General features: G+C 42.9%; 24 protein-coding genes, 2 tRNA genes, 2 rRNA genes and 1 pseudogene (1 of these 29 cut by a window edge). 23 read left to right on the plus strand and 6 right to left on the minus strand.

Features of this window, described 5'->3' with window-relative positions; translation table 11 throughout:
* The 9 genes from NYE56_RS02895 to tsaD form a co-directional block, all read left to right on the plus strand.
* A 23S ribosomal RNA gene (locus NYE56_RS02895) occupies positions 1-115 on the plus strand; it begins 2,813 nt to the left of the window's first position.
* Positions 116-170: 55 nt separating this feature from the next.
* Positions 171-286 (plus strand): 5S ribosomal RNA (gene rrf / locus NYE56_RS02900).
* A 14-nt stretch (positions 287-300) separates the two neighbouring features.
* A tRNA-Met gene (locus tag NYE56_RS02905) sits at positions 301-377 on the plus strand.
* A 60-nt stretch (positions 378-437) separates the two neighbouring features.
* Positions 438-514: transfer RNA gene (locus tag NYE56_RS02910), tRNA-Asp, on the plus strand.
* 180 nt (positions 515-694) lie between these two features.
* Complete coding sequence (thiL, locus tag NYE56_RS02915; protein ID WP_268556287.1) at positions 695-1,672, plus strand: thiamine-phosphate kinase; 978 nt, start codon at positions 695-697, stop codon at positions 1,670-1,672.
* Between the two features lie 14 nt (positions 1,673-1,686).
* Positions 1,687-2,163, plus strand: a complete 477-nt coding sequence (gene tsaE, locus NYE56_RS02920; RefSeq protein ID WP_021481343.1) for a tRNA (adenosine(37)-N6)-threonylcarbamoyltransferase complex ATPase subunit type 1 TsaE — start codon at positions 1,687-1,689, stop codon at positions 2,161-2,163.
* A complete protein-coding gene (gene tsaB / locus NYE56_RS02925) occupies positions 2,144-2,833 on the plus strand; it encodes a tRNA (adenosine(37)-N6)-threonylcarbamoyltransferase complex dimerization subunit type 1 TsaB (protein ID WP_341283436.1) in 690 nt (229 codons plus the stop codon). Before tsaE ends, tsaB begins: the two co-directional genes overlap by 20 nt.
* 9 nt (positions 2,834-2,842) lie before the next feature.
* Entirely contained in the window at positions 2,843-3,298 is a 456-nt protein-coding gene (gene rimI / locus NYE56_RS02930; RefSeq protein ID WP_014476001.1) for a ribosomal protein S18-alanine N-acetyltransferase, read from the plus strand.
* Positions 3,291-4,331, plus strand: coding sequence for a tRNA (adenosine(37)-N6)-threonylcarbamoyltransferase complex transferase subunit TsaD (gene tsaD / locus NYE56_RS02935; RefSeq protein ID WP_341283437.1), 1,041 nt, complete (start codon positions 3,291-3,293; stop codon positions 4,329-4,331). Before rimI ends, tsaD begins: the two co-directional genes overlap by 8 nt.
* A 230-nt stretch (positions 4,332-4,561) precedes the next feature.
* On the opposite strand, the gene NYE56_RS02940 is transcribed toward tsaD, so the two are convergent.
* A complete protein-coding gene (locus tag NYE56_RS02940; protein WP_128992467.1) occupies positions 4,562-6,490 on the minus strand; it encodes an ABC-F family ATP-binding cassette domain-containing protein in 1,929 nt (642 codons plus the stop codon).
* Between the two features lie 125 nt (positions 6,491-6,615).
* On the opposite strand from NYE56_RS02940, the gene moaC reads away from it, so the two are divergent.
* From moaC to tatC, 4 genes are read left to right on the plus strand one after another with little or no spacing between them, the layout of a single operon-like run.
* A complete protein-coding gene (gene moaC, locus NYE56_RS02945; protein ID WP_044444884.1) occupies positions 6,616-7,128 on the plus strand; it encodes a cyclic pyranopterin monophosphate synthase MoaC in 513 nt (170 codons plus the stop codon).
* Complete coding sequence (locus NYE56_RS02950) at positions 7,125-7,772, plus strand: redox-sensing transcriptional repressor Rex (RefSeq protein WP_003234073.1); 648 nt, start codon at positions 7,125-7,127, stop codon at positions 7,770-7,772. The genes moaC and NYE56_RS02950 overlap by 4 nt, the downstream gene beginning before the upstream one ends.
* 21 nt (positions 7,773-7,793) lie before the next feature.
* Complete coding sequence (gene tatAY, locus NYE56_RS02955) at positions 7,794-7,967, plus strand: sec-independent protein translocase protein TatAY (RefSeq protein ID WP_003234072.1); 174 nt, start codon at positions 7,794-7,796, stop codon at positions 7,965-7,967.
* A 6-nt stretch (positions 7,968-7,973) separates the two neighbouring features.
* Positions 7,974-8,738 (plus strand): twin-arginine translocase subunit TatC, encoded by a 765-nt coding sequence (tatC, locus tag NYE56_RS02960; RefSeq protein ID WP_072174264.1) that lies wholly within the window; start codon positions 7,974-7,976, stop codon positions 8,736-8,738.
* Positions 8,739-8,969: 231 nt separating this feature from the next.
* Here the strand turns inward: tatC and NYE56_RS02965 are convergent, their stop codons facing one another.
* Together NYE56_RS02965 and NYE56_RS02970 are read right to left on the minus strand one after the other, a co-directional pair.
* Positions 8,970-9,161: a YdiK family protein gene (locus tag NYE56_RS02965; RefSeq protein ID WP_003225680.1), complete on the minus strand. Its 192-nt coding sequence runs from the start codon at positions 9,159-9,161 to the stop codon at positions 8,970-8,972.
* The gene (locus NYE56_RS02970; RefSeq protein ID WP_268554254.1) at positions 9,158-9,892 is read right to left on the minus strand and encodes a CPBP family intramembrane glutamic endopeptidase; all 735 of its coding nucleotides are present in this window, start codon (positions 9,890-9,892) and stop codon (positions 9,158-9,160) included. The genes NYE56_RS02965 and NYE56_RS02970 overlap by 4 nt, the downstream gene beginning before the upstream one ends.
* A gap of 238 nt (positions 9,893-10,130) precedes the next feature.
* On the opposite strand from NYE56_RS02970, the gene groES reads away from it, so the two are divergent.
* The 4 genes and pseudogenes from groES to NYE56_RS02990 all read left to right on the plus strand — a co-directional run bounded on the left by groES (position 10,131) and on the right by NYE56_RS02990 (position 13,789).
* Positions 10,131-10,415, plus strand: a complete 285-nt coding sequence (gene groES, locus NYE56_RS02975; protein WP_003155970.1) for a co-chaperone GroES — start codon at positions 10,131-10,133, stop codon at positions 10,413-10,415.
* A gap of 46 nt (positions 10,416-10,461) precedes the next feature.
* Positions 10,462-12,093, plus strand: coding sequence for a chaperonin GroEL (groL, locus tag NYE56_RS02980; RefSeq protein WP_015382926.1), 1,632 nt, complete (start codon positions 10,462-10,464; stop codon positions 12,091-12,093).
* A 557-nt stretch (positions 12,094-12,650) separates the two neighbouring features.
* Positions 12,651-12,955: pseudogene (locus NYE56_RS02985) on the plus strand (abhydrolase domain-containing 18); the annotation flags it as partial.
* 210 nt (positions 12,956-13,165) lie between these two features.
* Positions 13,166-13,789: an alpha/beta hydrolase family protein gene (locus NYE56_RS02990; protein WP_341284378.1), complete on the plus strand. Its 624-nt coding sequence runs from the start codon at positions 13,166-13,168 to the stop codon at positions 13,787-13,789.
* Positions 13,790-13,877: 88 nt separating this feature from the next.
* Here NYE56_RS02990 and gutR read toward each other — a convergent pair whose 3' ends face one another.
* Positions 13,878-16,367, minus strand: a complete 2,490-nt coding sequence (gene gutR, locus NYE56_RS02995) for a glucitol operon transcriptional regulator GutR (protein WP_341283438.1) — start codon at positions 16,365-16,367, stop codon at positions 13,878-13,880.
* Between the two features lie 201 nt (positions 16,368-16,568).
* Here gutR and gutB point away from each other — a divergent pair, with 201 nt between their 5' ends.
* From gutB to NYE56_RS03010, 3 genes are all read left to right on the plus strand, one after another.
* Positions 16,569-17,630 carry a sorbitol dehydrogenase gene (gene gutB / locus NYE56_RS03000; RefSeq protein ID WP_341283439.1) on the plus strand — a complete coding sequence of 354 codons (1,062 nt, stop codon included), beginning with the start codon at positions 16,569-16,571 and terminating at the stop codon, positions 17,628-17,630.
* Between the two features lie 73 nt (positions 17,631-17,703).
* Positions 17,704-19,095 carry an MFS transporter gene (locus NYE56_RS03005; RefSeq protein ID WP_161986866.1) on the plus strand — a complete coding sequence of 464 codons (1,392 nt, stop codon included), beginning with the start codon at positions 17,704-17,706 and terminating at the stop codon, positions 19,093-19,095.
* Between the two features lie 94 nt (positions 19,096-19,189).
* Complete coding sequence (locus tag NYE56_RS03010) at positions 19,190-20,152, plus strand: carbohydrate kinase family protein (RefSeq protein WP_341283440.1); 963 nt, start codon at positions 19,190-19,192, stop codon at positions 20,150-20,152.
* A 58-nt stretch (positions 20,153-20,210) separates the two neighbouring features.
* On the opposite strand, the gene NYE56_RS03015 is transcribed toward NYE56_RS03010, so the two are convergent.
* Complete coding sequence (locus NYE56_RS03015) at positions 20,211-21,206, minus strand: potassium channel family protein (RefSeq protein ID WP_326210852.1); 996 nt, start codon at positions 21,204-21,206, stop codon at positions 20,211-20,213.
* Positions 21,207-21,791: 585 nt separating this feature from the next.
* On the opposite strand from NYE56_RS03015, the gene iolT reads away from it, so the two are divergent.
* Positions 21,792-23,213, plus strand: a complete 1,422-nt coding sequence (iolT, locus tag NYE56_RS03020; protein ID WP_085186965.1) for a myo-inositol transporter IolT — start codon at positions 21,792-21,794, stop codon at positions 23,211-23,213.
* 47 nt (positions 23,214-23,260) lie between these two features.
* Here the strand turns inward: iolT and bdhA are convergent, their stop codons facing one another.
* Complete coding sequence (gene bdhA / locus NYE56_RS03025; RefSeq protein ID WP_003234015.1) at positions 23,261-24,301, minus strand: (R,R)-butanediol dehydrogenase; 1,041 nt, start codon at positions 24,299-24,301, stop codon at positions 23,261-23,263.
* Positions 24,302-24,738: 437 nt separating this feature from the next.
* On the opposite strand from bdhA, the gene walM reads away from it, so the two are divergent.
* Positions 24,739-25,110, plus strand: coding sequence for a cell wall metabolism protein WalM (gene walM / locus NYE56_RS03030; protein WP_003234013.1), 372 nt, complete (start codon positions 24,739-24,741; stop codon positions 25,108-25,110).
* A gap of 65 nt (positions 25,111-25,175) precedes the next feature.
* The gene (locus NYE56_RS03035; protein WP_341283441.1) at positions 25,176-26,222 is read left to right on the plus strand and encodes a hypothetical protein; all 1,047 of its coding nucleotides are present in this window, start codon (positions 25,176-25,178) and stop codon (positions 26,220-26,222) included.
* The last annotated feature ends 15 nt before the right edge of the window (positions 26,223-26,237 follow it).

Here is a 26,237-nt window from a genome sequence, read left to right on the forward strand (position 1 = left end):
TTCCCATTCCGCAAGGAAGTAAGATCCCTGAAAGATGATCAGGTTGATAGGTCTGAGGTGGAAGTGTGGCGACACATGGAGCTGACAGATACTAATCGATCGAGGACTTAACCATATTTTTGAATGATGTCACACCTGTTATCTAGTTTTGAGAGAACACTCTCAATTTGTTTGGTGGCGATAGCGAAGAGGTCACACCCGTTCCCATACCGAACACGGAAGTTAAGCTCTTCAGCGCCGATGGTAGTCGGGGGTTTCCCCCTGTGAGAGTAGGACGCCGCCAAGCATTACTTTTATCATCGCGGGGTGGAGCAGTTCGGTAGCTCGTCGGGCTCATAACCCGAAGGTCGCAGGTTCAAATCCTGCCCCCGCAACCAAATATATGATTAAATAAGGAGTGCCCTAAGGGTGCAACCAAAATAATCCTATACAAATATGGTCCGGTAGTTCAGTTGGTTAGAATGCCTGCCTGTCACGCAGGAGGTCGCGGGTTCGAGTCCCGTCCGGACCGCCATTAATGTAAACGAAACGATCATGTTTTCGTTTTTTTTGTGTTTTCTTTTACTATATCTTCTGCTTGGTGTCATAGCCAAGCTTTCTTTATATCGGGAACATCTTGGATATTTCAGCAAAATTCGATAAACTAGGAAGAGCACATATAGGCATAAGCAGGGTTGAAAGGAGATTTTGGTTCATGGATGAATTTGATTTGATACATAGCATTACTCCGCGGACCATTCACCATTCTTCCGTTGATGTAGGAATAGGTGATGATGCAGCGCTCTACACTGCGAAACACGGCGTTCAGGAAATTGTTTGCGTTGATACTATGGTAGAAGACGTGCACTTCAAATTACACTATTCCTCACCTGAAGATATCGGGTACAAGGCGTTAGCCGTTAATATAAGTGATATTGCCGCGATGGGAGGCATTCCTAAGTTTTATCTGGTATCACTTGCGGTACCTTCAAAATGGACTGAATCTGAAATCAAGGCGATGTATGAAGGAATGAATGAACTGGCGAAACTATATCATATGGATCTGATTGGCGGCGATACAGTTTCTACCGCTGACAAATTAGTCGTTACAGTCACTGTGATCGGTGAAATTGAAAAGGGACAGGCCTGTTTGCGCAGCTTAGCAAAACCGAATGATGTTGTGTTTGTAACCGGTGAAATCGGTTCTTCTGCAGCAGGACTTTCTTTATTGCTGGAAGAGACTAATCCTCAAAACCCATCTGTGGAAACGGATTACTTTATCCGCAGGCATAAACGGCCTGAGCCAAGAGTAAGCGTCGGCAGATTATGCTCGAGTTTTAAACGGGCAGCTTTAAATGATGTTAGTGACGGATTGGCTAGTGAACTGAACGAGATTGCAGAAGCCAGCTGTGTTTCAATTGAAATTGATGAAAGCATGCTTCCAATTCATTCTGATTTGCCCAAGCTTCATCCTAACTGGAAAGACTGGGCTTTGTTTGGCGGTGAGGATTTTGAGCTGACAGGGACGGTTTCAAATGAGGAGTGGGAAGTGTTGAAGCAGGAGTGCGCAGCACGTCAACTTCCCATTACAAAGATTGGCCATGTCAGGGAAAAAACAAAATCTAAAGTGATCCTAAAAACAGATCAAACATCAATGATCTTAGAGAAAAAGGGATATAATCATTTTAAATAAGATGGGTGACTTGTGTGAAGCAATTAAAATGGAGAACTGTAAATCCAGAAGAAACAAAAGCAATTGCCAAGCTGACGGCATCGTTTGCTAAACCGGGAGACGTCCTGACATTAGAGGGCGATTTAGGTGCAGGAAAAACGACTTTTACGAAAGGTTTTGCAGAAGGGCTGGGAATTACACGTGTTGTAAACAGTCCGACTTTTACAATTATAAAAGAATATAACGATGGCTTACTTCCTCTTTATCATATGGATGTGTATAGAATGGAAGATGAAAGTGAAGACTTGGGACTTGATGAATATTTTCACGGACAAGGTGTCTGTCTCGTTGAATGGGCTCATTTAATTGAAGAACAGCTGCCGCAGGAGCGACTGCAAATTGTCATCAAAAGAGCTGGTGATGATGAGCGGGAAATTACCTTTACTGCTGTCGGGAATCGGTATGAAATGCTTTGTGAGGAGTTAAGTAGACATGACAATATTAGCAATTGATACATCAAATTATACATTGGGCATTGCGCTGCTTCGAGAAGACACTGTTATAGCAGAATACATTACATATTTGAAAAAGAACCACTCTGTAAGAGCGATGCCTGCTGTTCATTCATTGCTGAATGATTGTGATATGGCACCGCAGGACCTTTCTAAAATTGTCGTTGCAAAAGGCCCAGGTTCATACACAGGAGTAAGAATAGGTGTGACGCTGGCCAAAACACTTGCCTGGTCTTTAGACATTCCAATAAGTGCTGTATCAAGTCTTGAGACGCTTGCAGCAAATGGCCGGCATTTTGACGGTCTGATCAGCCCAATCTTTGATGCTAGACGGGGACAGGTGTACACAGGTCTGTATCAATATAAAAATGGGCTTTTAGAGCAAGTTGTTCCAGATCAAAATATGATGCTGGCAGATTGGCTGGAGATGCTAAAAGAAAAGGACCGCCCTGTTTTGTTTTTAGGCCATGATACTTCTCTTCACAAGCAGATGATCGAGGATGTGCTTGGAACAAAAGGGTTCATTGGAACTGCCGCCCAGCATAACCCGCGTCCTTCAGAATTGGCTTTTCTCGGGAAGGAAAAGGAAGAAGCTGATGTTCATGGGCTTGTACCGGATTACTTGCGGCTGGCAGAAGCTGAAGCGAAATGGATTGAAAGTCAAAAGTAGGGTGATAGGATGAAAACAAAAGCAGCGGTCAGAAATATGCGGCTTGAAGATATAGATCACGTATACGAAATCGAAGCATCCTCCTTTACGTCTCCTTGGACGAAGGATTCGTTTTATCATGAGCTGCTGGAAAATCCGTATGCTCATTATCTCGTGATTGAAAAGGACGGCCATGTTGCTGGGTATTGCGGGATTTGGATTGTGATGGACGATGCCCAAATTACAAATATAGCGATAAAACCAGAGTATCGCGGCCAGTCTTTAGGAGAAACGCTTTTTCGCTCAGCTGTTGAACTTTGCAAAGAAAAAGACGCAAGGCGGCTTTCGCTTGAAGTGAGGGTTTCGAATCATCCTGCTCAAGGCTTATATAAGAAATTCGGGATGCAGCCCGGCGGAATAAGAAAGAATTATTATACTGATAACGGGGAAGATGCGTTAATTATGTGGGTGACGATAAATGAGTGAGCAAAAAGACATGTACGTATTAGGAATTGAAACAAGCTGTGATGAGACTGCTGCAGCTATTGTGAAAAACGGAAAAGAGATCATTTCAAACGTAGTAGCCTCTCAAATTGAAAGCCATAAGCGCTTCGGAGGCGTTGTTCCGGAAATTGCTTCAAGACATCATGTTGAACAAATCACTTTGGTTATAGAAGAGGCGTTTCGCAAAGCTGGCATGACGTATAGTGATATTGATGCGATTGCAGTAACAGAAGGTCCGGGACTGGTGGGAGCGCTTCTTATCGGAGTGAATGCCGCTAAAGCATTGAGCTTTGCACATAACATTCCGTTAGTAGGCGTTCATCATATAGCCGGTCATATATACGCGAACCGTCTTGTAGAAGACATCGTGTTCCCGGCACTGGCATTGGTCGTTTCAGGAGGCCATACAGAACTGGTTTATATGAAGGAACATGGATCATTTGAAGTCATTGGGGAAACCCTTGATGATGCGGCTGGAGAAGCCTACGACAAAGTGGCGCGGACGATGGGATTGCCGTATCCGGGCGGACCGCAAATTGACAAGCTAGCTGAAAAAGGGAATGACAATATTCCGCTTCCTCGCGCATGGCTTGAAGAAGGCTCTTACAACTTCAGCTTTAGCGGATTGAAGTCTGCGGTGATCAATACGCTTCATAATGCATCCCAAAAAGGGCAAGAGATTGCTCCGGAAGATTTGTCTGCCAGTTTCCAAAATAGTGTGATCGATGTCTTGGTAACCAAAACGGCGTGCGCGGCAAAGGAATATGATGTCAAACAGGTCCTTTTAGCCGGAGGAGTAGCTGCAAACAGAGGCCTCAGAGCTGCATTAGAAAAGGAATTTGCCCAGCATGAAGGGATTACGCTTGTCATTCCTCCATTAGCTTTATGCACGGATAATGCTGCGATGATTGCTGCTGCTGGTACGATTGCTTTTGAAAAAGGAATTCGCGGTGCATATGATATGAATGGCCAGCCCGGCCTTGAATTGACTTCTTATCAAAGTCTCACGAGATAATAGCGTGAGACTTTTTATATGTTTGTTATTAACAGATAATTCACAATTTATCCACATGTCTGTGAGTAATTATAGAGATATAGATGGATAAAGGGCTGAAGTCGATGTTAATAAAGTGGATAAATTCAGAATATTTTGTGGATATTGTGTATAAAGCGCTTACTTTGTTTTGCTTTTTAGGGTATGTTCTGTGGATAAAAAGCACCTCTAAAAAGAGGTGCTTGACTTTTTTAATCTTCTTCTGTGGATAGTTCTTCCCATTCGGACAAAAGAGATTCCAGCTCCTGATTGAGCTTCTCATTGTCTGCATGGATAGCTTGTACTTTTTCATGATCCTGATAGACTTCAGGGTCACATAGCAATTCATCATTGCGGCTGATGTTTTCTTCAATGGTTTGAACAGTGGTTTCAATTTCTTCAATCCGACGGAGTCGTTGGCGCTCTTTCTTTTTCCATTCTTTTTCTTCCTCGTAGGAACGTTTGGAGTCAGACTTCACTGTAGCTGGCGTTTTTTCAGTTTCCTCTTGCTGATTTATTTTCTCCAATTCAAGCTGCTCTGTTTTTTTCTCTGTATAATAATCGTAATCTCCCAGATACTCCTCTATATGGCTTGAAGAAAGCTCCAATACTCTTGTGGCGATTCTGTTAATAAAATATCTGTCATGTGAGACAAATAACAGTGTGCCTGGATAATCAATCAGCGCGTTTTCGAGAACTTCTTTGCTGTCTAAATCCAGATGGTTCGTCGGTTCATCAAGGATGAGAAAGTTGGCTTTTTGAAGCATCAGCTTAGCTAGAGCCAATCTTGCTTTTTCGCCTCCGCTCAGTGAATGAACTGGTTTCAGCACATCATCTCCGGAGAATAAGAAATTTCCGAGACACGTTCTGATTTCTTTTTCTGGGAGCCCGGGGTACTCGTCCCACAGCTCATCAAGAACACGTTTAGAGGAAGTCAGCTCAGCCTGTTCCTGATCATAATAGCCGACACTGACATTTGAGCCGTATGAGATCGTTCCTTGATCTGGTTTTAGGGTGTCTATCAATGTTTTCAGTAATGTCGATTTACCAATTCCGTTAGGGCCGACAAGCGCTGCGCTTTCTCCTCTTGTGAGCATGAATGACACTTCTGTTAAAAGCGGCGGCTGGTTTTCATAGCTGATTGTGAGATCCTGAACACGAAGGACTTCATTTCCGCTCTGTTTTGTAATATCAAAATGAAAGTTTGCCGATTTTTCATCGCCAAGCGGTTTTGACATGACTTCCATTCGCTCAAGCTGCTTTCTGCGGCTTTGTGCCCTTTTGGTGGTAGAGGCTCTCGCCAGATTTCGGTCTACGAAGTCCTGCAGCTTTGCAATCTCGTCCTGCTGCTTTTCATACATTTTCAGATCTTTTTCATACTGCGCGGCTTTTTGGTCGAGATAAGCGCTGTAGTTGCCGTGATACTTTTTGCTTTCTGCTCTTGATACCTCGTATACCTGGTTTACTACTTTGTCCAAAAAGTAGCGGTCATGCGAAACGATGAGGATGGCGCCTGAATAGCCTTGCAAATAATGCTCAAGCCAGGTAAGCGTATCAATATCCAGATGGTTTGTCGGCTCATCAAGAATGAGCAAATCAGGCTGTGTTAACAGAAGCTTGCCTAAAGCCAGTCTTGTTTTCTGGCCTCCGCTGAGGCTTTGAACCTGTGTAGAATCGTCAAAATGGCTGAAGCCGAGACCATGCAGCACAGATCTTACATCCGCTTCATATTGATAGCCGCCCTTATCTTTGAATTCCTGCTGAAGGCGGTCGTAGGTTTTCATGATGCTTTCTAATTCACCTGGGTCAGCTGCCGCCATTTTTTCTTCTATAGCCCGCATTTCCTTTTCCATTGCTTTTAAATGGTCAAAAACAGTCAGCAGCTCTTCTTTTATGGTAAGCTTAGAATCCAAGCCAGTATGCTGGGCGAGATATCCCATTGTAATATCTTTCGGTTTAATAATTTCGCCCTTTTCATACGAAAGCTGGCCTGCGATAATTTTAAGGAGCGTGGATTTTCCGGCGCCATTTCTTCCTACAATGGCGATGCGATCACGATTTCTGACTTCCAGCTTTATATTGTTTAAAATAGTATCAGCACCAAATGATTTGGACAGCTGATTAACTTGTAAGATCATCATATTATTTCACCTCTGCTATAATAAGTTAAGTGTAGCTTATGAACCAGAAGTCAGCAAACAATACATTGGCCATATAAGACATAGAGAAGAAAATAGTGTATGATCTGTTTAAGGAGCGTTTTAATATGAATGGATTTTCTCATTTTAATGAACAGGGCAGAGCCCAGATGGTGGATATTAGCGAAAAATCTTCGACTGTCCGTACTGCGGCGGCTGTTTCAAGCGTACACATGAAGAATGAGGTGTACGAGAAAATACAGAGTCACGATATCGGCAAAGGAGATGTACTGGCTGTCGCACAGGTGGCAGGCATTATGGCCGCAAAGCAAACGTCGAATATCATTCCGATGTGCCATCCGCTTTCACTGAGCGGGGTAGATATATCATTTGACTGGAAAATAAAAGAATCAGAAGTTATACTTCATATAAAAGCACAGGTCAAAACGAAAGGGAGTACAGGTGTGGAAATGGAAGCGCTCACTTCTGCATCGGTGTGCGCTCTTACCGTTTACGATATGTGCAAGGCCCTTGATAAGGGGATGGTCATCGGCCCTACTTTCTTGCTGGAGAAGACAGGCGGGAAAAACGGTGACTTTAAAAGAGAACTATCCGAGTATAATTTGGAGGACCAAAAATGAATAAGGATCAATCAAAAATTCCGCAGGCGACGGCGAAACGGCTGCCGCTTTACTATCGCTTTTTAAAGAATCTGCATGCGTCAGGAAAACAGCGTGTATCATCCGCTGAACTCAGTGATGCCGTGAAGGTTGATTCTGCCACGATTCGGAGGGATTTTTCCTATTTTGGAGCTCTTGGCAAAAAAGGATACGGATATAATGTGGATTATTTGCTGTCTTTTTTTCGAAAAACGCTTGATCAGGATGAGATGACAGACGTCATCTTGATTGGTGTCGGGAACTTGGGAACGGCATTTCTTCACTATAATTTCACAAAAAATAATAACACAAAAATTTCTATGGCTTTTGATATAAATGAGAGTAAAATAGGAACTGAGGTAGGCGGCGTGCCCGTCTATAACCTTGATGACCTTGAACAACACGTAAAAGATGAATCAGTTGCCATTCTTACAGTGCCTGCAGTTGCCGCTCAATCCATTACAGACAGATTGGTCGCATTAGGAATCAAGGGAATCCTTAATTTTACGCCGGCCCGTTTGAATGTGCCGGAACACATTCGAATTCATCATATAGATTTAGCAGTTGAGCTTCAGTCACTTGTTTATTTTTTGAAGCATTACTCAGTTTTAGAGGAAATCGAATAGAGGGAAAGGAGGAGCCCAAATATGCCGATCGGTCCTGGAAGCCTTGCTGTTATCGCAATCGTTGCTCTGATTATCTTCGGTCCCAAAAAGCTGCCTGAATTGGGGAAAGCAGCGGGAGACACACTTCGTGAATTCAAAAACGCTACAAAAGGATTAACGAGTGATGAAGAGGAAAAAAAGAAAGAAGATCAGTAAGTTAGGATGACACGAATGAAAGTGAATCAAATGTCGCTGCTGGAGCATATTGCTGAGCTTCGAAAACGGTTGCTGATTGTAGCGCTGGCGTTTGTCGTTTTCTTTATTGCTGGATTTTTTTTAGCGAAGCCGATTATTGTGTATCTGCAAGAAACAGATGAAGCGAAGCAGCTTACGCTTAACGCGTTTAACCTGACAGACCCGCTTTATGTGTTTATGCAGTTTGCTTTTATCATCGGCATAGTCCTGACCTCGCCGGTTATTCTTTATCAGCTTTGGGCTTTTGTGAGCCCGGGTCTCTATGAGAAAGAGCGCAAAGTAACGCTCAGCTACATTCCGATCTCTATTTTGCTGTTTTTAGCGGGCTTATCTTTTTCATATTATATTTTATTTCCTTTTGTTGTTGATTTTATGAAGCGGATTTCTCAGGACTTGAATGTCAATCAGGTGATCGGAATTAATGAATATTTTCATTTTCTTCTGCAGCTGACGATTCCGTTTGGACTGCTGTTCCAAATGCCGGTCATTCTCATGTTTTTGACCAGGCTCGGTATTGTGACACCGATGTTCTTGGCGAAAATCAGAAAGTATGCGTATTTTACGCTGCTGGTGATCGCAGCCCTGATTACACCGCCTGAGCTTCTGTCCCATATGATGGTCACAGTCCCGCTTTTGATTTTATATGAAATCAGTATCCTTATATCGAAGGCCGCTTATCGGAAAGCGCAGAAAAGCAGTGCAGCCGATCGGGACGTGTCTTCTGGGCAATAATAAAAAATCCATTTCTCATGAGAGAAATGGATTCAGCGTGTTGACAAACCCCCGCATTCGTTGTCAAGTCTGTGCGTTGGTGCTCACGAATGAAAACATTCGCTCCGCTCCAATGCTCGCCTTTCCTAGACTTCAAGGGTTTTCAACCACGCTGAAAATGACAAAATCCTAAAACGAAAGCCGTTTTAGGATTTAATTTGAATCCATTTCTCATTCAGAAATGGATTTTCTTTATTTTTGGTTCTTTTTGATTTTAAATGAAAAGGCAAACATCTTAAAAGAAATGCTGATGTTGTAAGCGGCGAACACCATCAGCAGGATGGAGTAAAATGACCACATGCTGCCTGGCGAGCTTGCGGCAAGATAAGTAAAGATGCACCCTACGGCAAAGTAGATCATTCCCCAAACTACCGGGTTTCTCATAAAAATAATCCTCCAATAATCAATTGCATTTGTGTGCTCTGCTGTTCAAGGTAATTCCGAACAGGCTCAAGCTGCATGATGACGACGAATGTATTCATCATTAAATGGGCGAAAATCGGCACCCATATCCGTTTTGTTCTCGCATATAAAAAGGCAAAGGTAAAGCCCATTGCTGTATATAGAAGAAGATGCTTCAAATCAGCGTGAACAATACCGAAGATAACCGAGCTGATCAGTCCTGCGAAAAAGAAATTCGTTTTTTCGTACAGCGCGCCGAAAATGATTTTTCTGAAGATGATTTCTTCTAATATAGGCCCGACGATGGAAGAAACGATAATCATGAGCGGGACTGCCTGAATGACATCCAGAATCGCTTGTGTATTTTCTGATTCTCTTCCAATGCCAAAAACATAATATTCAATAGAGCCTGCTATTCCTTGAGAGAAAAGGGCAATGAAAAAACCGGCTATCGCCCAAAGGATAGAAAGTCCGATTGAGTCCTTCTGTCCGTTTCGCAGCGTTTCTTTCGGAACGGTTCTCAGAATGAGCAGAACAATAACGAGACAGGCGATAAAGCTGATGACGGACCATAATCCTTGTGCATGCAGCATATTTTCATTTGTAGGCTGTCCTCCGGCATAACCGAATTTAAATAACAAGGGAATCGCGATTAATGCGGAAAACTGCATGATGATATATGTCAAAATAATAAACCAATACTGTTTTCTCAAATGGTATGTACTCCTTTGTTAAGTGGGTTTCGTTCATCTACAGCTATTGTAACATAATCGGTACGGGGGTGAAAAAGCTAACGGAAAAGGGAGCGGAAAAGAATGATGTAAGCGTGAAAAATTTTTTATCTTATCACTTGAAATTGGAAGGGAGATTCTTTATTATAAGAATTGTGTTAGCACTCTTTAGTGCTGAGTGCTAAAATTACATATTCATACTATTGAGGAGGTTATTACATTGTTAAAGCCATTAGGTGATCGCGTTGTCATTGAACTCGTAGAATCTGAAGAAAAAACTGCCAGCGGAATTGTGTTGCCGGATTCTGCAAAAGAAAAACCGCAAGAAGGCAAAATCGTGGCAGCTGGTTCAGGTCGCGTGTTAGAAAGCGGAGAGCGCGTTGCTTTAGAAGTAAAAGAGGGCGACCGCATTATCTTCTCAAAATACGCAGGTACTGAAGTGAAATACGAAGGTACTGAATACTTAATCTTACGTGAAAGCGACATTTTAGCTGTTATCGGCTAATTCTTAAATAAACAATATTTAAAACATTTGAGGAGGTCTTGTAAACATGGCAAAAGAAATTAAGTTTAGTGAAGAAGCTCGCCGCGCAATGCTTCGCGGTGTCGATGCACTTGCTGATGCTGTTAAAGTAACTTTAGGACCAAAAGGACGCAACGTGGTTCTAGAGAAAAAATTCGGTTCTCCGTTAATCACAAATGACGGTGTAACAATCGCTAAAGAAATCGAGCTAGAAGACGCGTTTGAAAACATGGGTGCTAAGCTTGTTGCTGAAGTAGCCAGCAAAACAAACGACGTTGCCGGTGACGGTACAACAACTGCGACAGTTCTTGCGCAAGCTATGATCCGTGAAGGCCTTAAAAACGTAACAGCAGGCGCTAACCCTGTAGGCGTGCGTAAAGGTATGGAAAAAGCTGTAGCGGTTGCGATCGAAAACTTAAAAGAAATTTCTAAGCCGATCGAAGGCAAAGAGTCTATCGCTCAGGTTGCTGCGATCTCTGCTGCTGATGAGGAAGTCGGAAGCCTTATCGCTGAAGCAATGGAGCGCGTAGGAAACGACGGCGTTATCACAATCGAAGAGTCTAAAGGCTTCACAACTGAGCTTGAAGTTGTTGAAGGTATGCAATTCGACCGCGGATATGCATCTCCTTACATGGTAACTGACTCTGATAAGATGGAAGCGGTTCTTGACAATCCTTACATCTTAATCACAGACAAAAAAATCACAAACATTCAAGAAATCCTTCCTGTGCTTGAGCAGGTTGTTCAGCAAGGCAAACCATTGCTTCTGATCGCTGAGGATGTTGAAGGCGAAGCACTTGCAACACTTGTTGTGAACAAACTTCGCGGTACATTCAATGCAGTTGCTGTTAAAGCTCCTGGCTTCGGTGACCGCCGTAAAGCAATGCTTGAAGACATCGCTGTCCTTACTGGCGGAGAAGTCATCACAGAAGATCTTGGCCTTGACCTGAAATCTACTCAAATCGCTCAATTGGGACGCGCTTCTAAAGTTGTCGTTACAAAAGAAAACACAACAATCGTTGAAGGCGCTGGCGAAACAGACAAAATTTCTGCCCGCGTGACTCAAATCCGCGCTCAAGTGGAAGAAACAACTTCTGAATTCGACAGAGAAAAATTACAAGAGCGTCTTGCGAAACTTGCTGGCGGCGTAGCTGTCATCAAAGTCGGCGCTGCGACTGAAACTGAGCTGAAAGAGCGTAAACTTCGCATCGAAGACGCCTTGAACTCAACTCGCGCAGCTGTTGAAGAAGGCATCGTATCCGGTGGTGGTACAGCGCTTGTAAACGTATATAACAAAGTCGCTGCAGTTGAAGCTGAAGGCGATGCTCAAACAGGTATCAACATCGTGCTTCGCGCGCTTGAAGAGCCAATCCGTCAAATCGCACACAACGCTGGTCTTGAAGGATCTGTCATCGTTGAGCGCCTCAAAAACGAAGAAATCGGCGTAGGCTTCAACGCTGCAACTGGCGAATGGGTAAACATGATCGAAAAAGGTATCGTTGACCCAACGAAAGTTACACGCTCAGCTCTTCAAAACGCTGCGTCTGTAGCTGCAATGTTCTTAACAACTGAAGCCGTTGTCGCTGACAAGCCAGAAGAAAACGCTGGCGGCGGAATGCCTGATATGGGCGGCATGGGCGGTATGGGCGGCATGATGTAATACCGACAAAAACCCCTTAATTTACAAGGGTTTGTCGGCAACGGACGTCATTTTTGATGCCCTTTTGATGCCATTTGTAAATTTCGAGGCTTCTCATGAGTTCATTGAACTTGTGAGAAGCTTCTTTTTTTCTGTCTTTCGTAGTTTGATTTTTTCAGCACTGTTCTATATCGATTTTCAATAGTTTTGATAATCCCGATATGAATTATTCAATTGACCAAAATACAAAATTCCACCGGCTCAGATTCCTGTTTACGTCTTCTTTGACAAACGGCTTACTGTAATTTCAGTAAACTGCACTTCTGTTATGATTATAAAAAGGGTTTAAAAATTATTCGTGCAAATCCTCTGTTACTTCTCTCCCTATTGCAGACAGGAGATGGTATCCTCTCATAAGATAAAAAAGCCCCAGTTATCTAAATAAATAGTGTCACCAACACTCTTAGACGTTTCCAAAAGGAAAACACTGTCAAAGAGAAATCCTTTTAAAATGTCTATTTGTGCTGCTTTTTAGCTACTAAGACGATGCATGTTAAATATATAGAATGGCAGAATAATCTGATTCTCAAAAATTCACTGTCGATGTAGTTAGGTTCTTCCACCAACATCTTGATAATATCCATCCCGACTCTATGGAGACCGACAATCCAATTATTAACTCTAATATTAGTTTTTTATGATTACCAAGGAGGACTTAATAGTGCATTTCTCAAAAATGATAGATCGCTTGGCTTTATATGATTTACACAGAAAAAGAAGCAAAGATAAACATTTTTCTGCTGCTATTGCAGCCGATATCGATGATAGAGAGGAATTTTACAGTGCGAATATAGCTGATGTTTCAATTGATTTGAATGAATCTAAAAAAAATTATAGGATTGGAACATTTCGTTATGAATCCTTAATTCAAACTGGGAATCCTGTTAATGATACTTTAAAATGGGAGGTTCTTTTAAATGAAAATGACATAGATCCGCCCAATGTCATCTTTGTACACGGCTGGCGCATGGATTCGTTCGATAGAATCAAAAAGATATTTCATAATCGTATAATGAATGATTTAGGCTGGAATATGTATTATTATTCTCTTCCATACCATTTTGAAAGAGAACCGGAAAATTCACTGTATAGTGGCGAGTTGATGATTAGTGCAAATATTGATCGTACAATTGAGTCGACAAGACAGGCCATTGTAGATTTACGGGCATTAATTCACTGGATAAAAGCAAATAAAAAAGGCCCTGTTATCATAGTGGGAGTAAGTTTAGGGGGATGGATCACTAATCTAATTGCTACCCTAGAATCTCAAATTGATGTAGTGGTATCAATCTTTTATGCCAATCGCCTTTCTTATTCAATATGGAACACGATCCCAGGTAAATTCATAAGAGAAGAATTAGAACAAAATGGTGTGACCTATGAAGAGTTAATAAAATATTGGAATATCACAGATCCTAGTCAAGCCTTGCCGAAAGTTAATAAAGATAACATTCTGCTGATTTCTGCTAAACATGATCAGTATATTGACTTAAAAGATGCAGATTATTTATGGGAAAGTTGGGGGAAACCCACAAGATATGTCTACGATTGTGGTCATTCCGGTATTGTTTTTTGTCGCAAAAAACTGGCAAATGATACGCTTTCCTTTATAAGAGAAAGGATAAATAAGGGAAAACCTGGTTCAGTACATTTGTAGACCTTAATAAGAAACGAAAGGCCAACTGCAACTTCAGTTGGCCTTTCCTATTTATTGAGTGAGATTGCTGTCAGAACTACTATGCGTACTAGTCGTTTTCTTTAATCACCATTGCCAGTTCTTCCACCTCACCCCGAATCCCAATCGCAGGCTCCCACGAATCAATCAAACGAATCGCTCTCTGATTAGATTCCATCGCTTTCGTTTTCTCTCCTTTACGATACAACAGCTGCGCCATTCCGTAGTGATAGTAGATCAGTTCAACTTGATTGGCGTTATGTTTATCATAGAGCATTTGTACAAAGGCTTCTTCCGCTTTCTCAAATTGACCACATTTCACGTAAGCGACACCCAGATTGAAATAGGCTTCTATCGTTTTTTCGCCGCCGTACGTGGAGCTGATTTCATTTGCCGCTTCGTATAGTTGAATGGCTTCTTCATGATGACCTCTCGCAAAGCTTAAGTCACCGCGAACCAATAGAACTCTGTGTTGAATGGTAGGGGAAATCGGTTGATTTTCGATTTCGTTTAAAATGGTCTTTGCTATTTCCTGTTGCCCGTCTTTTAAAAAAAGCCTTGCTTTGAGTGCGTGTCCCCAAACCTTTAGATCATAGGCATCGTGAGCGTCTGATTGTTCCAGAATCCTCAGCCCGGCTTCAATTTGCTGTAAGGCCCTGTCTAAATCATTGACTTCCATCAGAGCCCAGCCTGCTGTGTCGATTCGGAAGTACGCTTCTCGTGTGTGTTGGCCTAAGTGATGGGCGGCGTCGGCCGCTTTGCGTCCGTATTCGATTCGCAGGGGCAGGTTGATTCTGCTTAGAAAATGGCTGATGCGGGTGATGAGTTCGATTAGGATTTCTTTTTGATCGGTTTCACTTGCCCATTGGATGACCTTTAAGATGTTTGGCCATTCTTGTTTCATTTGGTCTAAGTTCCGTCCCAGCAGGTAGCTCCAATAGATAGAGTTGGGCTGTTCCCGCTTTAAATGGGTTTCGGCATAATTAACATAATAGTGCGCCCAGCGATTGCGGGCTTCTTTTTCATATTCGTGCTGTTCGGACAAGTGCTGTTCTCCGTAAGCGACAACGGTTTGGTGCGCTAAGTATTGTGTCCTGCCTTGGCTTCGTTCCGGCTGAATCAGCGCATATGACCGCATTTGTTCCATAGCGTAATGAAAACGGCGGGCATCTAATCCGGCTGCTGCCGCCAGGCTATTTTCATCAGGCGGCTTGCTGAAAAAGCAAAGTGTCTGCCATAGCTTTCGTGTATCTTCGTTGCATCTATCCCAGGTGCGGCCAAAGAGAAATTCAAACAATTCCAGCAGTGAGTAGCCTGCTTTTCCAAGCTCATGAATCAGCTGCTGAGCGGGGATGTCATCGTCTGACATATAGGCGATGCTGAGTGCCATGGCTTTCGGGTTTCCGGCAGTCGCTGAAATGAATTCGTTTTTCAGGTCAGATGATAGATGTAACAGCTGCTCCAGCTTTTCCCGTTTATTTTGAATGTTGCATGTTTGTAAGCATCGGTGCACTTCTTGCTGAAAAAAATCTAAGGCATCTGTTTGGTCAAGGCCGCTCAGCTGGATGGCAGCCATTTCTCCGAAGCTTTCCCGATAGGTCTGCTTTACGTTTTCCCGCGCTGTGAGGAGGACTTTCACACCTTGCGGAAGGCTTGTGATAAATTCGTGAATGTTACGTTCTGCGGTATCGATGCTGTCAACAATCAGCAGGATCGGTTTTTCTCTTGTGTAATTGGCTAACGCATTGCGGACGACGAATCGTTTTTCATTGATTGATTTATCGATTTGTTCTGTGCGTCCGAGCTGATAGGCGATCGTATTTAAAAAATCGCTAAAGCTCAATCCCTTCCAATCAGCGCTGACCCAAATGATGCTGTTGAATGCCGGCCAAACTGGAGTATCGTCGACACAGGAATAGGCGGCTTCAAGAGCGATTGTGGTTTTACCCATACCAGCCCAGCCGGTGATTAAACAGACTGGTGACGGTGAAAGCATCCATTGCCGTATCGCTTCCATATCAAAGCTGCGCCCGATAAAGTGTCCGGACCAGCGTGACGGTAAATTATGCGTGATAGGCTGTTCTGTAAACGCATTCGTTTTTAGAACGGGGATATCATGAAACAGCCGTTTTACTACATTTTCAATTTCATCTTCACTCGGAGCCCCGAATGATCCGTCTTTTCGCAGTATTTTCGCTTTTTTCAAACAGGATGCTGCCCATACAGGCAATGCGGGTTTGATAACTGGGATAGTGGTGGCTTCCAGCAGGCCGGTCAACCACTCGATATCCAAGTCGGTCTTTTCGAGAATGATCCAGATCATTCCGAACAGTTTTCCGTCGTCGATTCTCCCGGGAATATAGTTTGCCCCCATCTGTCCGATCCAGCTTTTGATCGTGTTAGAGGAGACCCCCAGCTGGAGCGCGATTTTATCTATATAAGACTGTCCTGTTTTTTCGTTCTTTTTCCTTCTGACTTTATAATCAGGATGAAGTTTTAGCGTTTTGACGCCAGGTGCCAGCAGTTGTGCAAATTGTTTTCGGTTTTCAAGTTCAGCCATAAGCCTGCACCTCCTATTAGTACTATTTTATCAATCCAGCGTTTTTTGTATATGAAAAAATAAAAGTACAGTGCCGCTGTCCTTTTATACAGCAGGAAAGGCTGTTGAACGTCTTGAAAAGCAGATAAAATGGGGGCAGTAACAGAGAAAACAAAAATGTATGCACTTACATTTTATTTTCTGAAGAAAGGAATTTGCCAAATGACTCACACAGTACCTCAAAACATGAAAGCGGCTGTTATGCACAACACAAGAGAGATCAAAATTGAAACAGTGCCTGTGCCTGACATCAACCATGATGAAGTGTTGATTAAGGTGATGGCTGTCGGAATTTGCGGATCGGATCTGCATTACTACACGAATGGCCGAATCGGCAACTACGTTGTGGAAAAACCATTTATTCTTGGCCATGAATGCGCGGGTGAGATTGCCGCTGTCGGGTCGTCTGTCGATCGATTTAAGGTGGGAGATCGCGTCGCTGTTGAGCCGGGTGTCACATGCGGACGCTGTGAGGCATGCAAGGAAGGGCGCTACAACCTTTGTCCGGATGTACAGTTTTTGGCTACACCGCCGGTAGACGGCGCGTTTGTCCAATATATTAAAATGCGTCAGGACTTTGTTTTTTTAATCCCAGACTCACTTTCTTATGAAGATGCTGCTTTGATCGAGCCGTTTTCTGTCGGCATCCATGCGGCGGCCAGAACGAAGCTACAGCCCGGATCAACGATTGCGATTATGGGGATGGGCCCTGTTGGGTTAATGGCTGTTGCCGCAGCTAAAGCATTTGGGGCAGGCACAATCATTGTCACCGACTTAGAGCCGCTGCGGTTAGAAGCTGCGAAAAAAATGGGAGCGACTCATATTATTAATATACGTGAACAGGATGCACTTGAAGAGATTAAAACGATCACGAATGATAGAGGCGTTGATGTTGCTTGGGAAACAGCAGGGAATCCAGCGGCATTGCAATCCGCACTGGCTTCTGTGCGCCGGGGCGGAAAATTGGCGATTGTCGGTTTGCCTTCACAGAACGAGATTCCGCTCAACGTACCGTTTATTGCGGATAATGAGATTGATATTTACGGGATCTTCCGTTATGCCAATACGTATCCAAAGGGAATCGAATTTCTTGCTTCCGGCATTGTGGACACGAAGCATCTAGTAACGGACCAATATTCGCTGGAGCAGACGCAAGATGCGATGGAGCGGGCGCTTCAATTTAAGAATGAATGTTTAAAAGTGATGGTGTATCCAAATCGCTGAGTGAACAGGGAGGATCTTCGTATTCTCCCTCTTGTTTACTGGAAATGAAAACGGATTCTTGGGGTGGGAAATGATGATTGAAACAGAAAAAGTAACGGCAATGAAAGTGAAGCATCAGTCAAAATCCAGTACCGGACTGTCCTGGTTTGAACGAATCGGTTATGGATTCGGCGATATGTCGTATAATATTATCTTTCAGTTTGTAAACGCATACTTATTATTTTATTATACAGACGTCGGCGGCATTCAGCCTGCGGTGATCGCAACTTTGTTTCTTGTTGTGCGTGTGCTGGATGCTATTTTTGACCCGATCATGGGATTGATTTTAGATAAAACGAATACAAGGTGGGGAAAAGCAAGACCATATTTGCTGTGGGTGGCATTTCCTTTTGCGCTATTCACATTCTTATGTTTCACGACGCCTCATTTTGGTGAGACCGGAAATATGGTATATGCGTATGTCACTTATATTCTGCTTGGGATGTCCTTTAGTATGCAAACGATCCCGGTGAACAGCTTAACGGGGCGGATGACGAATTCGGTGGAGGAACGAACGGTTCTGACCACAACCCGGATGATTTTGGTGTATATCGGCATTCTTTTATCCATTTCCTGTGCGACACCGCTTGCAACTGCTATCGGAGGAGAGGATCAGGCGTTTGGATTTCAGATGACGGCGCTCATCTATGCGGCTGTCAGCATCGTTTTGAATCTATTTAGTTTCTTTACTGTACGGGAGCGAATTCAGCCTAAAAAGAGAAAAAAACAAGGGATCAAAAAGACGTTATCCGTTTTATTCCGAAACAAACCCTTGCTTATGTTAATTTCATCATTTTTGGCTTTTGCGATCGGGTTTAATATTAAGCTCAGCACGATGGTGTATTATTTTACGTATAACGTCAACCATAAAGAGTTCGTATTTATGGGCACCGTTTTATTTTTCGGAGCAGCGCTGATCAGCAATTTGTTTATTCCTTTCTTTTCTGAGAAGTGGGGCAGAAAACAAGTCATGATCATCACGGCAGCTCTATCGCTTATTTCTTATGCCGGCCTGCATTTTACGCCGTATTCTTCCATTACACTCATTTTCATTTGGCTTTTCGTTTCGGGATTTTTCACAACGCCTTTAAATACGCTTGCTTGGGGAATGGTGGCTGATTGCGTCGATTATGCGGAATGGAAAACCGGAGTTCGCGCGGATGGTGTTGTGATTTCGAGCATGAGCTTTATTAATAAGCTGGGTGTTGCGTTAGCCGGGTCATTTTCGGCCATTTACTTAGGAATCGCCGGGTATGTGGCGAATACAGACCAGACAGTTGCGTCATTGAATGCGATTAAAAATATGAATGCTTTGATTCCGGGATTTTTCATTTTGCTTTCTATTATTCTTATCGCCTTCTATCCTTTAACTGAAAAAAGATATAAGCACATCATCTCTGAGCTGGAGCAAAGGTCTGCGAGATAAATATATGTAAAATTTTTAATATTCAATGTTGTATTTATGGCAGAAAGTAATATACTGAGACTGTAATCTAGACTTTATAAATGAGTGTGATAATATGCGTAGTCATTCTGTAGTTTGTATTGGGGAATTGTTGATTGATTTCTTTTGTACCGATGTTGACGTTGATTTAATGGAAGGGCGCCAATTCCTGAAAAGTGCCGGCGGGGCACCGGCGAATGTGTCGGCAGCAATTGCCAAGCTGGGCGGAGACGCCGCTTTCAGCGGAAAAGTAGGAAAGGATCCGTTTGGGTATTTTCTGAAGCAAACATTGGACGCTGTACATGTCGATACCTCTATGCTGGTGATGGATGAGAAAGCGCCTACAACGCTTGCTTTTGTTTCATTAAAACAAAATGGAGAGCGTGACTTTGTTTTTAATAGAGGCGCGGACGCTTTGTTTACGCTGGAGGATATTGACCAGGAAAAACTAAACGAAGCGAAAATTCTTCATTTCGGCTCTGCGACGGCACTGTTATCGGATCCGTTTTGCTCAGCCTATTTACGGCTGATGTCGATTGCGAAAGACAATGGACAGTTTATTTCGTTTGACCCTAACTACCGTGAAGATTTATGGAGGGGAAGAGTCTCAGAGTTTGTAAGTGTTGCGAAAAAAGCGATCGCTGTAAGTGATTTTGTGAAAGTCAGTGACGAGGAGCTTGAGATTATAAGCGGTGTGAAGGATCATGAAAAGGGAGTTGCGATCCTTCATGAGATCGGAGCCAACATTGTCGCTGTGACACTTGGGAAAAGCGGAACGCTTCTTTCCAATGGAAAAGACCGTGAAATCATTCCAAGCATTCCTGTGACATCAATTGACTCAACAGGGGCGGGAGATGCTTTTGTCGGTGCGGCTTTATATCAATTGGCAAATACGGATCAGATTCAATCTGTAGATGCTGATTTTGTGAAACTGCGTGAGATTGTGTCGTTTGCCAATAAGGTCGGAGCTCTTGTGTGCACTAAAATTGGAGCGATTGATGCACTGCCGAGCTTGGATGAGATTGAAGTTTCTTTGTAAATCATTGAAGATGTTTCTTGAAAGTCTTTGGACTTTTGGGGGCATCTTTTTTTATTGTCTACTCTCGTACAGGCCATTTTCGAGCACCCGCTTGGATAATTCCCAGCAGCAATTGACGACGTTCCTTTATTGAATTGACGGCAATTTGAAATGTTTGCTTTGATAAAGCCGGTATGCCTGATTGTTGAAGCTTTGAGATGTCTGGTTCCGGCGGCGCTTGTTCTGCAGGATGGATATAGGCAGTATGAACGGTATCCAGATAGTTTTTGATACTTGAACGCGCTTCTTTGATATGAAGCTGATTAGGCTGATATTGTTCAGGAATTCCGTATTTGAAAATGGTTAGAGCCTCATCCAATACAGCAACAGCTATAATGGATGATTCCTGATGCTGCGTGCTGTGGTAAAAATGAAGGATGGGGAAGGCGTTATGCTGAGCGGTCAGCTTTCCCAGTTCTGATGAGGCAGCGACAAGAAGAAAATCAATGTCGTGAAAATCTTTGCCATTCCATGCATTATGGACGATTTCTGTTCCGTCATGCCCTAGACTTAATACACTTTGGGCAAAGGAGCGTTTTTGATTAACCGCACTCAAGACGGAAATCAAATACGTGACAGAAAACGTGATGGTAAGCAGTCCTTGAGCTGTTTCAATAATCGTGACAAGCTTCCATAGGCCTCCGTTCGGAGCGAGGTCGCCATTTCCTAATGTAAACATGACATAGCCGGAAAAATAAATTCGGTCTGACCAGGAAGCCGGTTCTTTTGATTGAGTTTCCATAAGTGAGTGAGGGTCACTCGAGTAAATCAAAACCCACCCGCCCCAAAATAGACTGATCCATATCACTAACGTCAGGCATAACAGCAGAGGACCAGCCATACTTAGAACCTTTGCGTGGTCACCGCTGATTTTGCGGCAGCCCTTCCACAGCCAGGCAGACAGGCATCTTGTGATCGGGCCTGCACCGCTCTCTAACCATAACGTGGTCCATAAAAAATCAATCATCCCCGCTGTCAATAATAAAAGGCCTGCAATGATATAACCCTCATTCATTTTGGTTGCCTCCCTTAAGTCAGCCTTTTTTTATTTTCTTCTCTATTTCCTTTTATCCTGAATCTGAAACAATTGAACGAATGTTTGATTTTACAGAGAAAAATGGGTTAAGTTACCCAACACTTACTCATTTATCGGTATGAACAGAAAATCACAGGATTTTTGACTTGATTCACATATTTTCATGAAGAAAAACGTTCATTTTCCCCTTGAATTGGTGATTTTCCTTTTATAGAGTAAAAAATTTTCAGAAATTTATATTGACTGAAAGCGTTTTTATAATTATGATAATATCAGATATAACAAGAATGTCACTATAACATCACTACAATTGAACTATCAAGTGACTATTAAATGCCAAATGAACAAGGTTATGCACAAAGAAATGACCATTGCTCTTTTAGTGAGAAATGAAATCGCTTCCATTGGGACTGACATGCTAAGAAGAAGGGAAGGTTATGAGGTTATTGGATAAAAACATGAACAACTATTTTCTGAAGCCTGCTTACGAAATGTGAGGAAGGCAGCGGCCCTGGAATAAGTTTTTGACATATGCATTTTGAAAAAGACTGGGGGAAACACAGTATGAATAAACAAGGCAATCAAATGTCATTTTTACGTACAATTATTTTAGTCTCGACTTTCGGCGGGCTTCTTTTTGGCTATGATACCGGTGTGCTCAATGGAGCTTTGCCGTATATGGGAGAGCCGGATCAGCTTAATCTTAATGCCTTCACAGAGGGCCTTGTCACCAGTTCACTTCTTTTTGGAGCCGCGCTAGGTGCTGTGTTTGGCGGCAGGATGTCTGATTTTAACGGCCGCCGCAAAAATATTTTGTTCCTCGCTGTTATATTTTTTATTTCAACGATCGGGTGTACGTTTGCACCGAATGTTACGGTCATGATTATTTCCCGTTTTGTGCTCGGTATTGCGGTTGGGGGTGCATCCGTAACGGTGCCTGCCTATTTAGCAGAGATGTCTCCTATGGAAAGCAGGGGACGGATGGTGACGCAGAACGAATTGATGATTGTATCAGGACAGCTTTTGGCCTTTGTTTTTAATGCGATCCTTGGCACAACAATGGGAGACAACTCCCATGTGTGGAGATTTATGCTGGTCATTGCGTCACTTCCAGCCTTGTTCCTGTTTTTCGGCATGATCAGAATGCCCGAGAGTCCCCGCTGGCTTGTTTCTAAAGGAAGAAAAGAAGATGCTTTACGTGTATTGAAAAAAATCAGGGATGAAAAACGGGCAGCAGCTGAGCTGCAAGAAATTGAATTCGCTTTCAAAAAAGAAGATCAGCTTGAAAAAGCGACGTTTAAAGATCTTTCGGTCCCATGGGTGCGCCGTATTGTGTTTATTGGATTAGGGATTGCGATTGTACAGCAAATTACAGGTGTGAATTCGATTATGTATTATGGGACTGAAATTCTAAGAAATTCTGGTTTCCAAACGGAAGCCGCTTTAATCGGAAATATTGCGAATGGTGTGATTTCGGTATTGGCAACATTCGTCGGAATCTGGCTGCTGGGAAGAGTGGGGCGCCGGCCGATGCTGATGACAGGCTTGATCGGTACGACAACAGCGTTATTGCTAATCGGGATATTCTCACTTGTACTTGAAGGATCACCGGCACTTCCGTATGTAGTCCTGTCATTAACGGTCACATTTCTTGCTTTTCAGCAGGGGGCCATTTCACCAGTGACTTGGCTGATGTTATCTGAAATTTTCCCGCTTCGCCTTCGCGGACTGGGAATGGGTGTTACGGTATTCTGTCTGTGGATGGTGAATTTTGCAGTCAGTTTCACGTTTCCGATATTGCTGGCAGCTATCGGTCTGTCCACAACGTTCTTTATCTTCGTTGGATTAGGAATTTGCTCTGTCCTGTTTGTGAAGAGGTTTTTGCCGGAAACGAAAGGACTTTCGCTTGAACAGCTGGAGGAAAACTTCCGCGCTTATGATCACGGCGGGGCAAAGAAGGATTCTGGGGCTGAAGTGATTGGATAATTAAAAAAAGAATCCGCACCCTAGTGCGGATTCTTTTTGGTTTCAAATTAGTTAGGTCTGACAAGGATTTTGACTTGGCTTTTCTCTTTAATAAGAGCCCCGAAGCCTTCCTCGATCAAATCATCTAGCACGATTTTTTTCGTTACGAGTTTGTCGGCTGAGAAATAGCCTTCTTTCATTAATGACAATACAGCCGGGAAGATGTCGCGGTATCCGATAATTCCTTTTACTGTACGTTCTTTGATTACGATATCGTTCGGATGGATTTCAGCACCTTTTTCCCAAATGCTGACGATGACGGTTTCACCGGCAATTGTAGTGGACTGGATGGCTTGTCGTAACACCACTGGGACACCAGTGACTTCGAATGCTACGTCAACACCGCCTCCTGTTCGTTCTGCAATCTCAGCGACTACATCGTCTGTTTTAGACGGATCAACGATGATCGCGCCAAGCTCCTCAGCCTTTTGCTGGCGTTCAGGTGAAAGCTCAACTGCGTAAATATCAGTTGCACCGGCAGCCTTCAGCGCTTCAATCACAAGAAGTCCGATCGGGCCGCAGCCGAATACAGCCGCTTTGTCGCCTGCTTTGAGTTTGCTTGAGCGGACAGCGTATAGAGCAACTGCAGAAGGTTCAACGAGCGCGCCTTGTTCATATGATAATTCATCAGGAAGTTTGAACAAAAGCTCTTCATCTACAGAGACGTATTCAGAGAAACCGCCGCCTCCGCCGGCTAAGCCGAGGAATCCCATTTGTTCATCAAGGTTGTAGGCGCCTTGGTGGCCGTGTGTAGCAAAAATCGGCTCGACTACGACACGGTCTCCAACTTTATAATTTTCAACGCCTTCTCCGACTTCGACAACTTCACCGGAGAATTCATGCCCCATTGTGACAGGTGCCGTTTCATTTGTTAATGGGTGCGGTTTGTCAACCGGAATAAAGATCGGGCCGCCCAGATATTCGTGTAAATCACTTCCGCAGATGCCGCACCATTTGACTTTGATCTTTACTTTTCCCGGCTCCGTTTTTGGCTCTTCGATATGTTCAATACGGATATCCTTTTGGTTATGCCATCTTGCTGCCTTCATGGATTACCACTCCTATAACTTTTGATGTGAGTAATTCCGCACCGGTCAATATGAACTGTTCACAAAATCGCCATTTTTAAAACCAAAAAAGAAATGAAATTTTTATATAATATAATCTACGTTTTTTTGAAAAAAGAAACTTTGAAGAAAAAAGGGTCTCGCACACTCTTTTTTCTTTATATGTGAGTATCAATCGTTTACATAGCTATGAATTTGGTTTGAACAATACGGTAATGGTTCGTTCATATTGAATGCGACAACTACTCTATCAATAATTATAACGCTAATACTGCTATTATAATAGGATAATCTTCCATGGTTTAATTTAACAGAGGTAACTTTTTTGACTTTGTAACATTACTGTAAGGATATTGAAATAAAAAATAGCTGGTTGATCGTGTATAATCTTCCTAGATGTTAACAAACAGGGGGACGAAATGTTGAAGAAAGTCATTTTAGCCGCTTTTATCTTAGTAGGAAGTACTTTGGGAGCTTTTAGTTTTTCATCAGATGCCAGTGCGAAACATGTGAACGGAAATATTACTTGGTATAATGGAGTCGGGAAAAAAGGCTCTTCAGGTAAGAAACTTGGACATTGGGATTGTGCGACCAAAATCGGATTTGATGTCCCTAGAAACGGGACAAAAATCAGAGCTTATGCAAAAGCGAAGCCTAAAAAGGTGATTACGGTTTATAAAAATGATGTTGGCAGAATGCCTAATGCAGTGCTGGATGTTAGCCCTAAAGCGTTTAAAGCGCTTGGATATCCATTAAGCAAAGGTAAAGTAGCGGGGCATTACAGCTATTAATGTACATATATAATCTGGAAAGCAAGAAGTCACATTCTTGCTTTTTCTATTGGTGGAGATAAAAGATGAAAAAAAGAATCATATTATTGTTAGCAGTGATAATAGCGGCAGCTGCCGCGGGGGTTGCGTTTTATGTTACAAAGGATAAAGGCCATGAGAAGGCTGCTGATGTTTCAGTCAATACCGAAAGCGGTGATGAGCTGCTGGTTTCAATTACAGATACGGATCTGCTGACAAAGTATTATGAAAATGACAAGGTGATCCATGAGGAGAAGCTGACTAGCTATCCGGCATTTGCCTTGGATCAAAAACAGCAGGTGCTCTATTATACGGGCAATAATGAACAGAATGAAATGAGGCTTTTTAAACTGGATCTAAAGTCTAATAAAAAGACGGTGCTTTATAAAGGCGCGGAGAGTGCGGACAGTTTGTTTTTATCAAAGGACCGTTCAACCATCTATTTCCGCTTAGGAAAAGTTGACGAAAGCAATTTTCGGATCGCCGCTTTTGATCTAAAAACGAAAAAGTGCAAAAATCTTTACCCTGCCGCAAATGACCAGGATGACACCGTCAGCAGCTTCTTTTATAACCAAAAAAACGATTCATTTGCATTGCTTCATTATTCTGTAGAAGAAGACTACAAGAAAACAGATGAAGCAAACGAAAAGGGCATCGACCCAGAACCGACAACGATTCATTTTGCGGAAGGCCGCCAAAATAAATTTAATGAGCTGAAAAGCCTGAAGCAATTTATCAGCGATATTGCTGTTTCTGATGATGATAAACGTATTTTATTTACATCATATACGCAGAAAGGAACGGAGCAAACCGCTTCTATTCAGATGCTCAATGCGGATACGAAAAAGTATGAAAGCATCATCTCAAATCAAAAATCATTTAAGCTGTTAATTGACGCACAGCCTCAGTTCTCTAAGGATGGAAAGAACATTTATTTTCTTGCCGAAGCCAAGGGGGCTAAAAAGCTGAAGGACGAAACAGGGCGTGAAGCTAAGGTGCGGACGATTTATTCCTATAGCCTTGAAAATAAGACCTTCAAAAAAGTATGGGAAAACCCGAACGGCATCATCAACAGCTTTTCTGTGATCAACTAATGAAAACCACTCGGC

Source organism: Bacillus sp. FSL R5-0603, from assembly GCF_038050295.1.
Lineage (GTDB): Bacteria > Bacillota > Bacilli > Bacillales > Bacillaceae > Bacillus > Bacillus subtilis.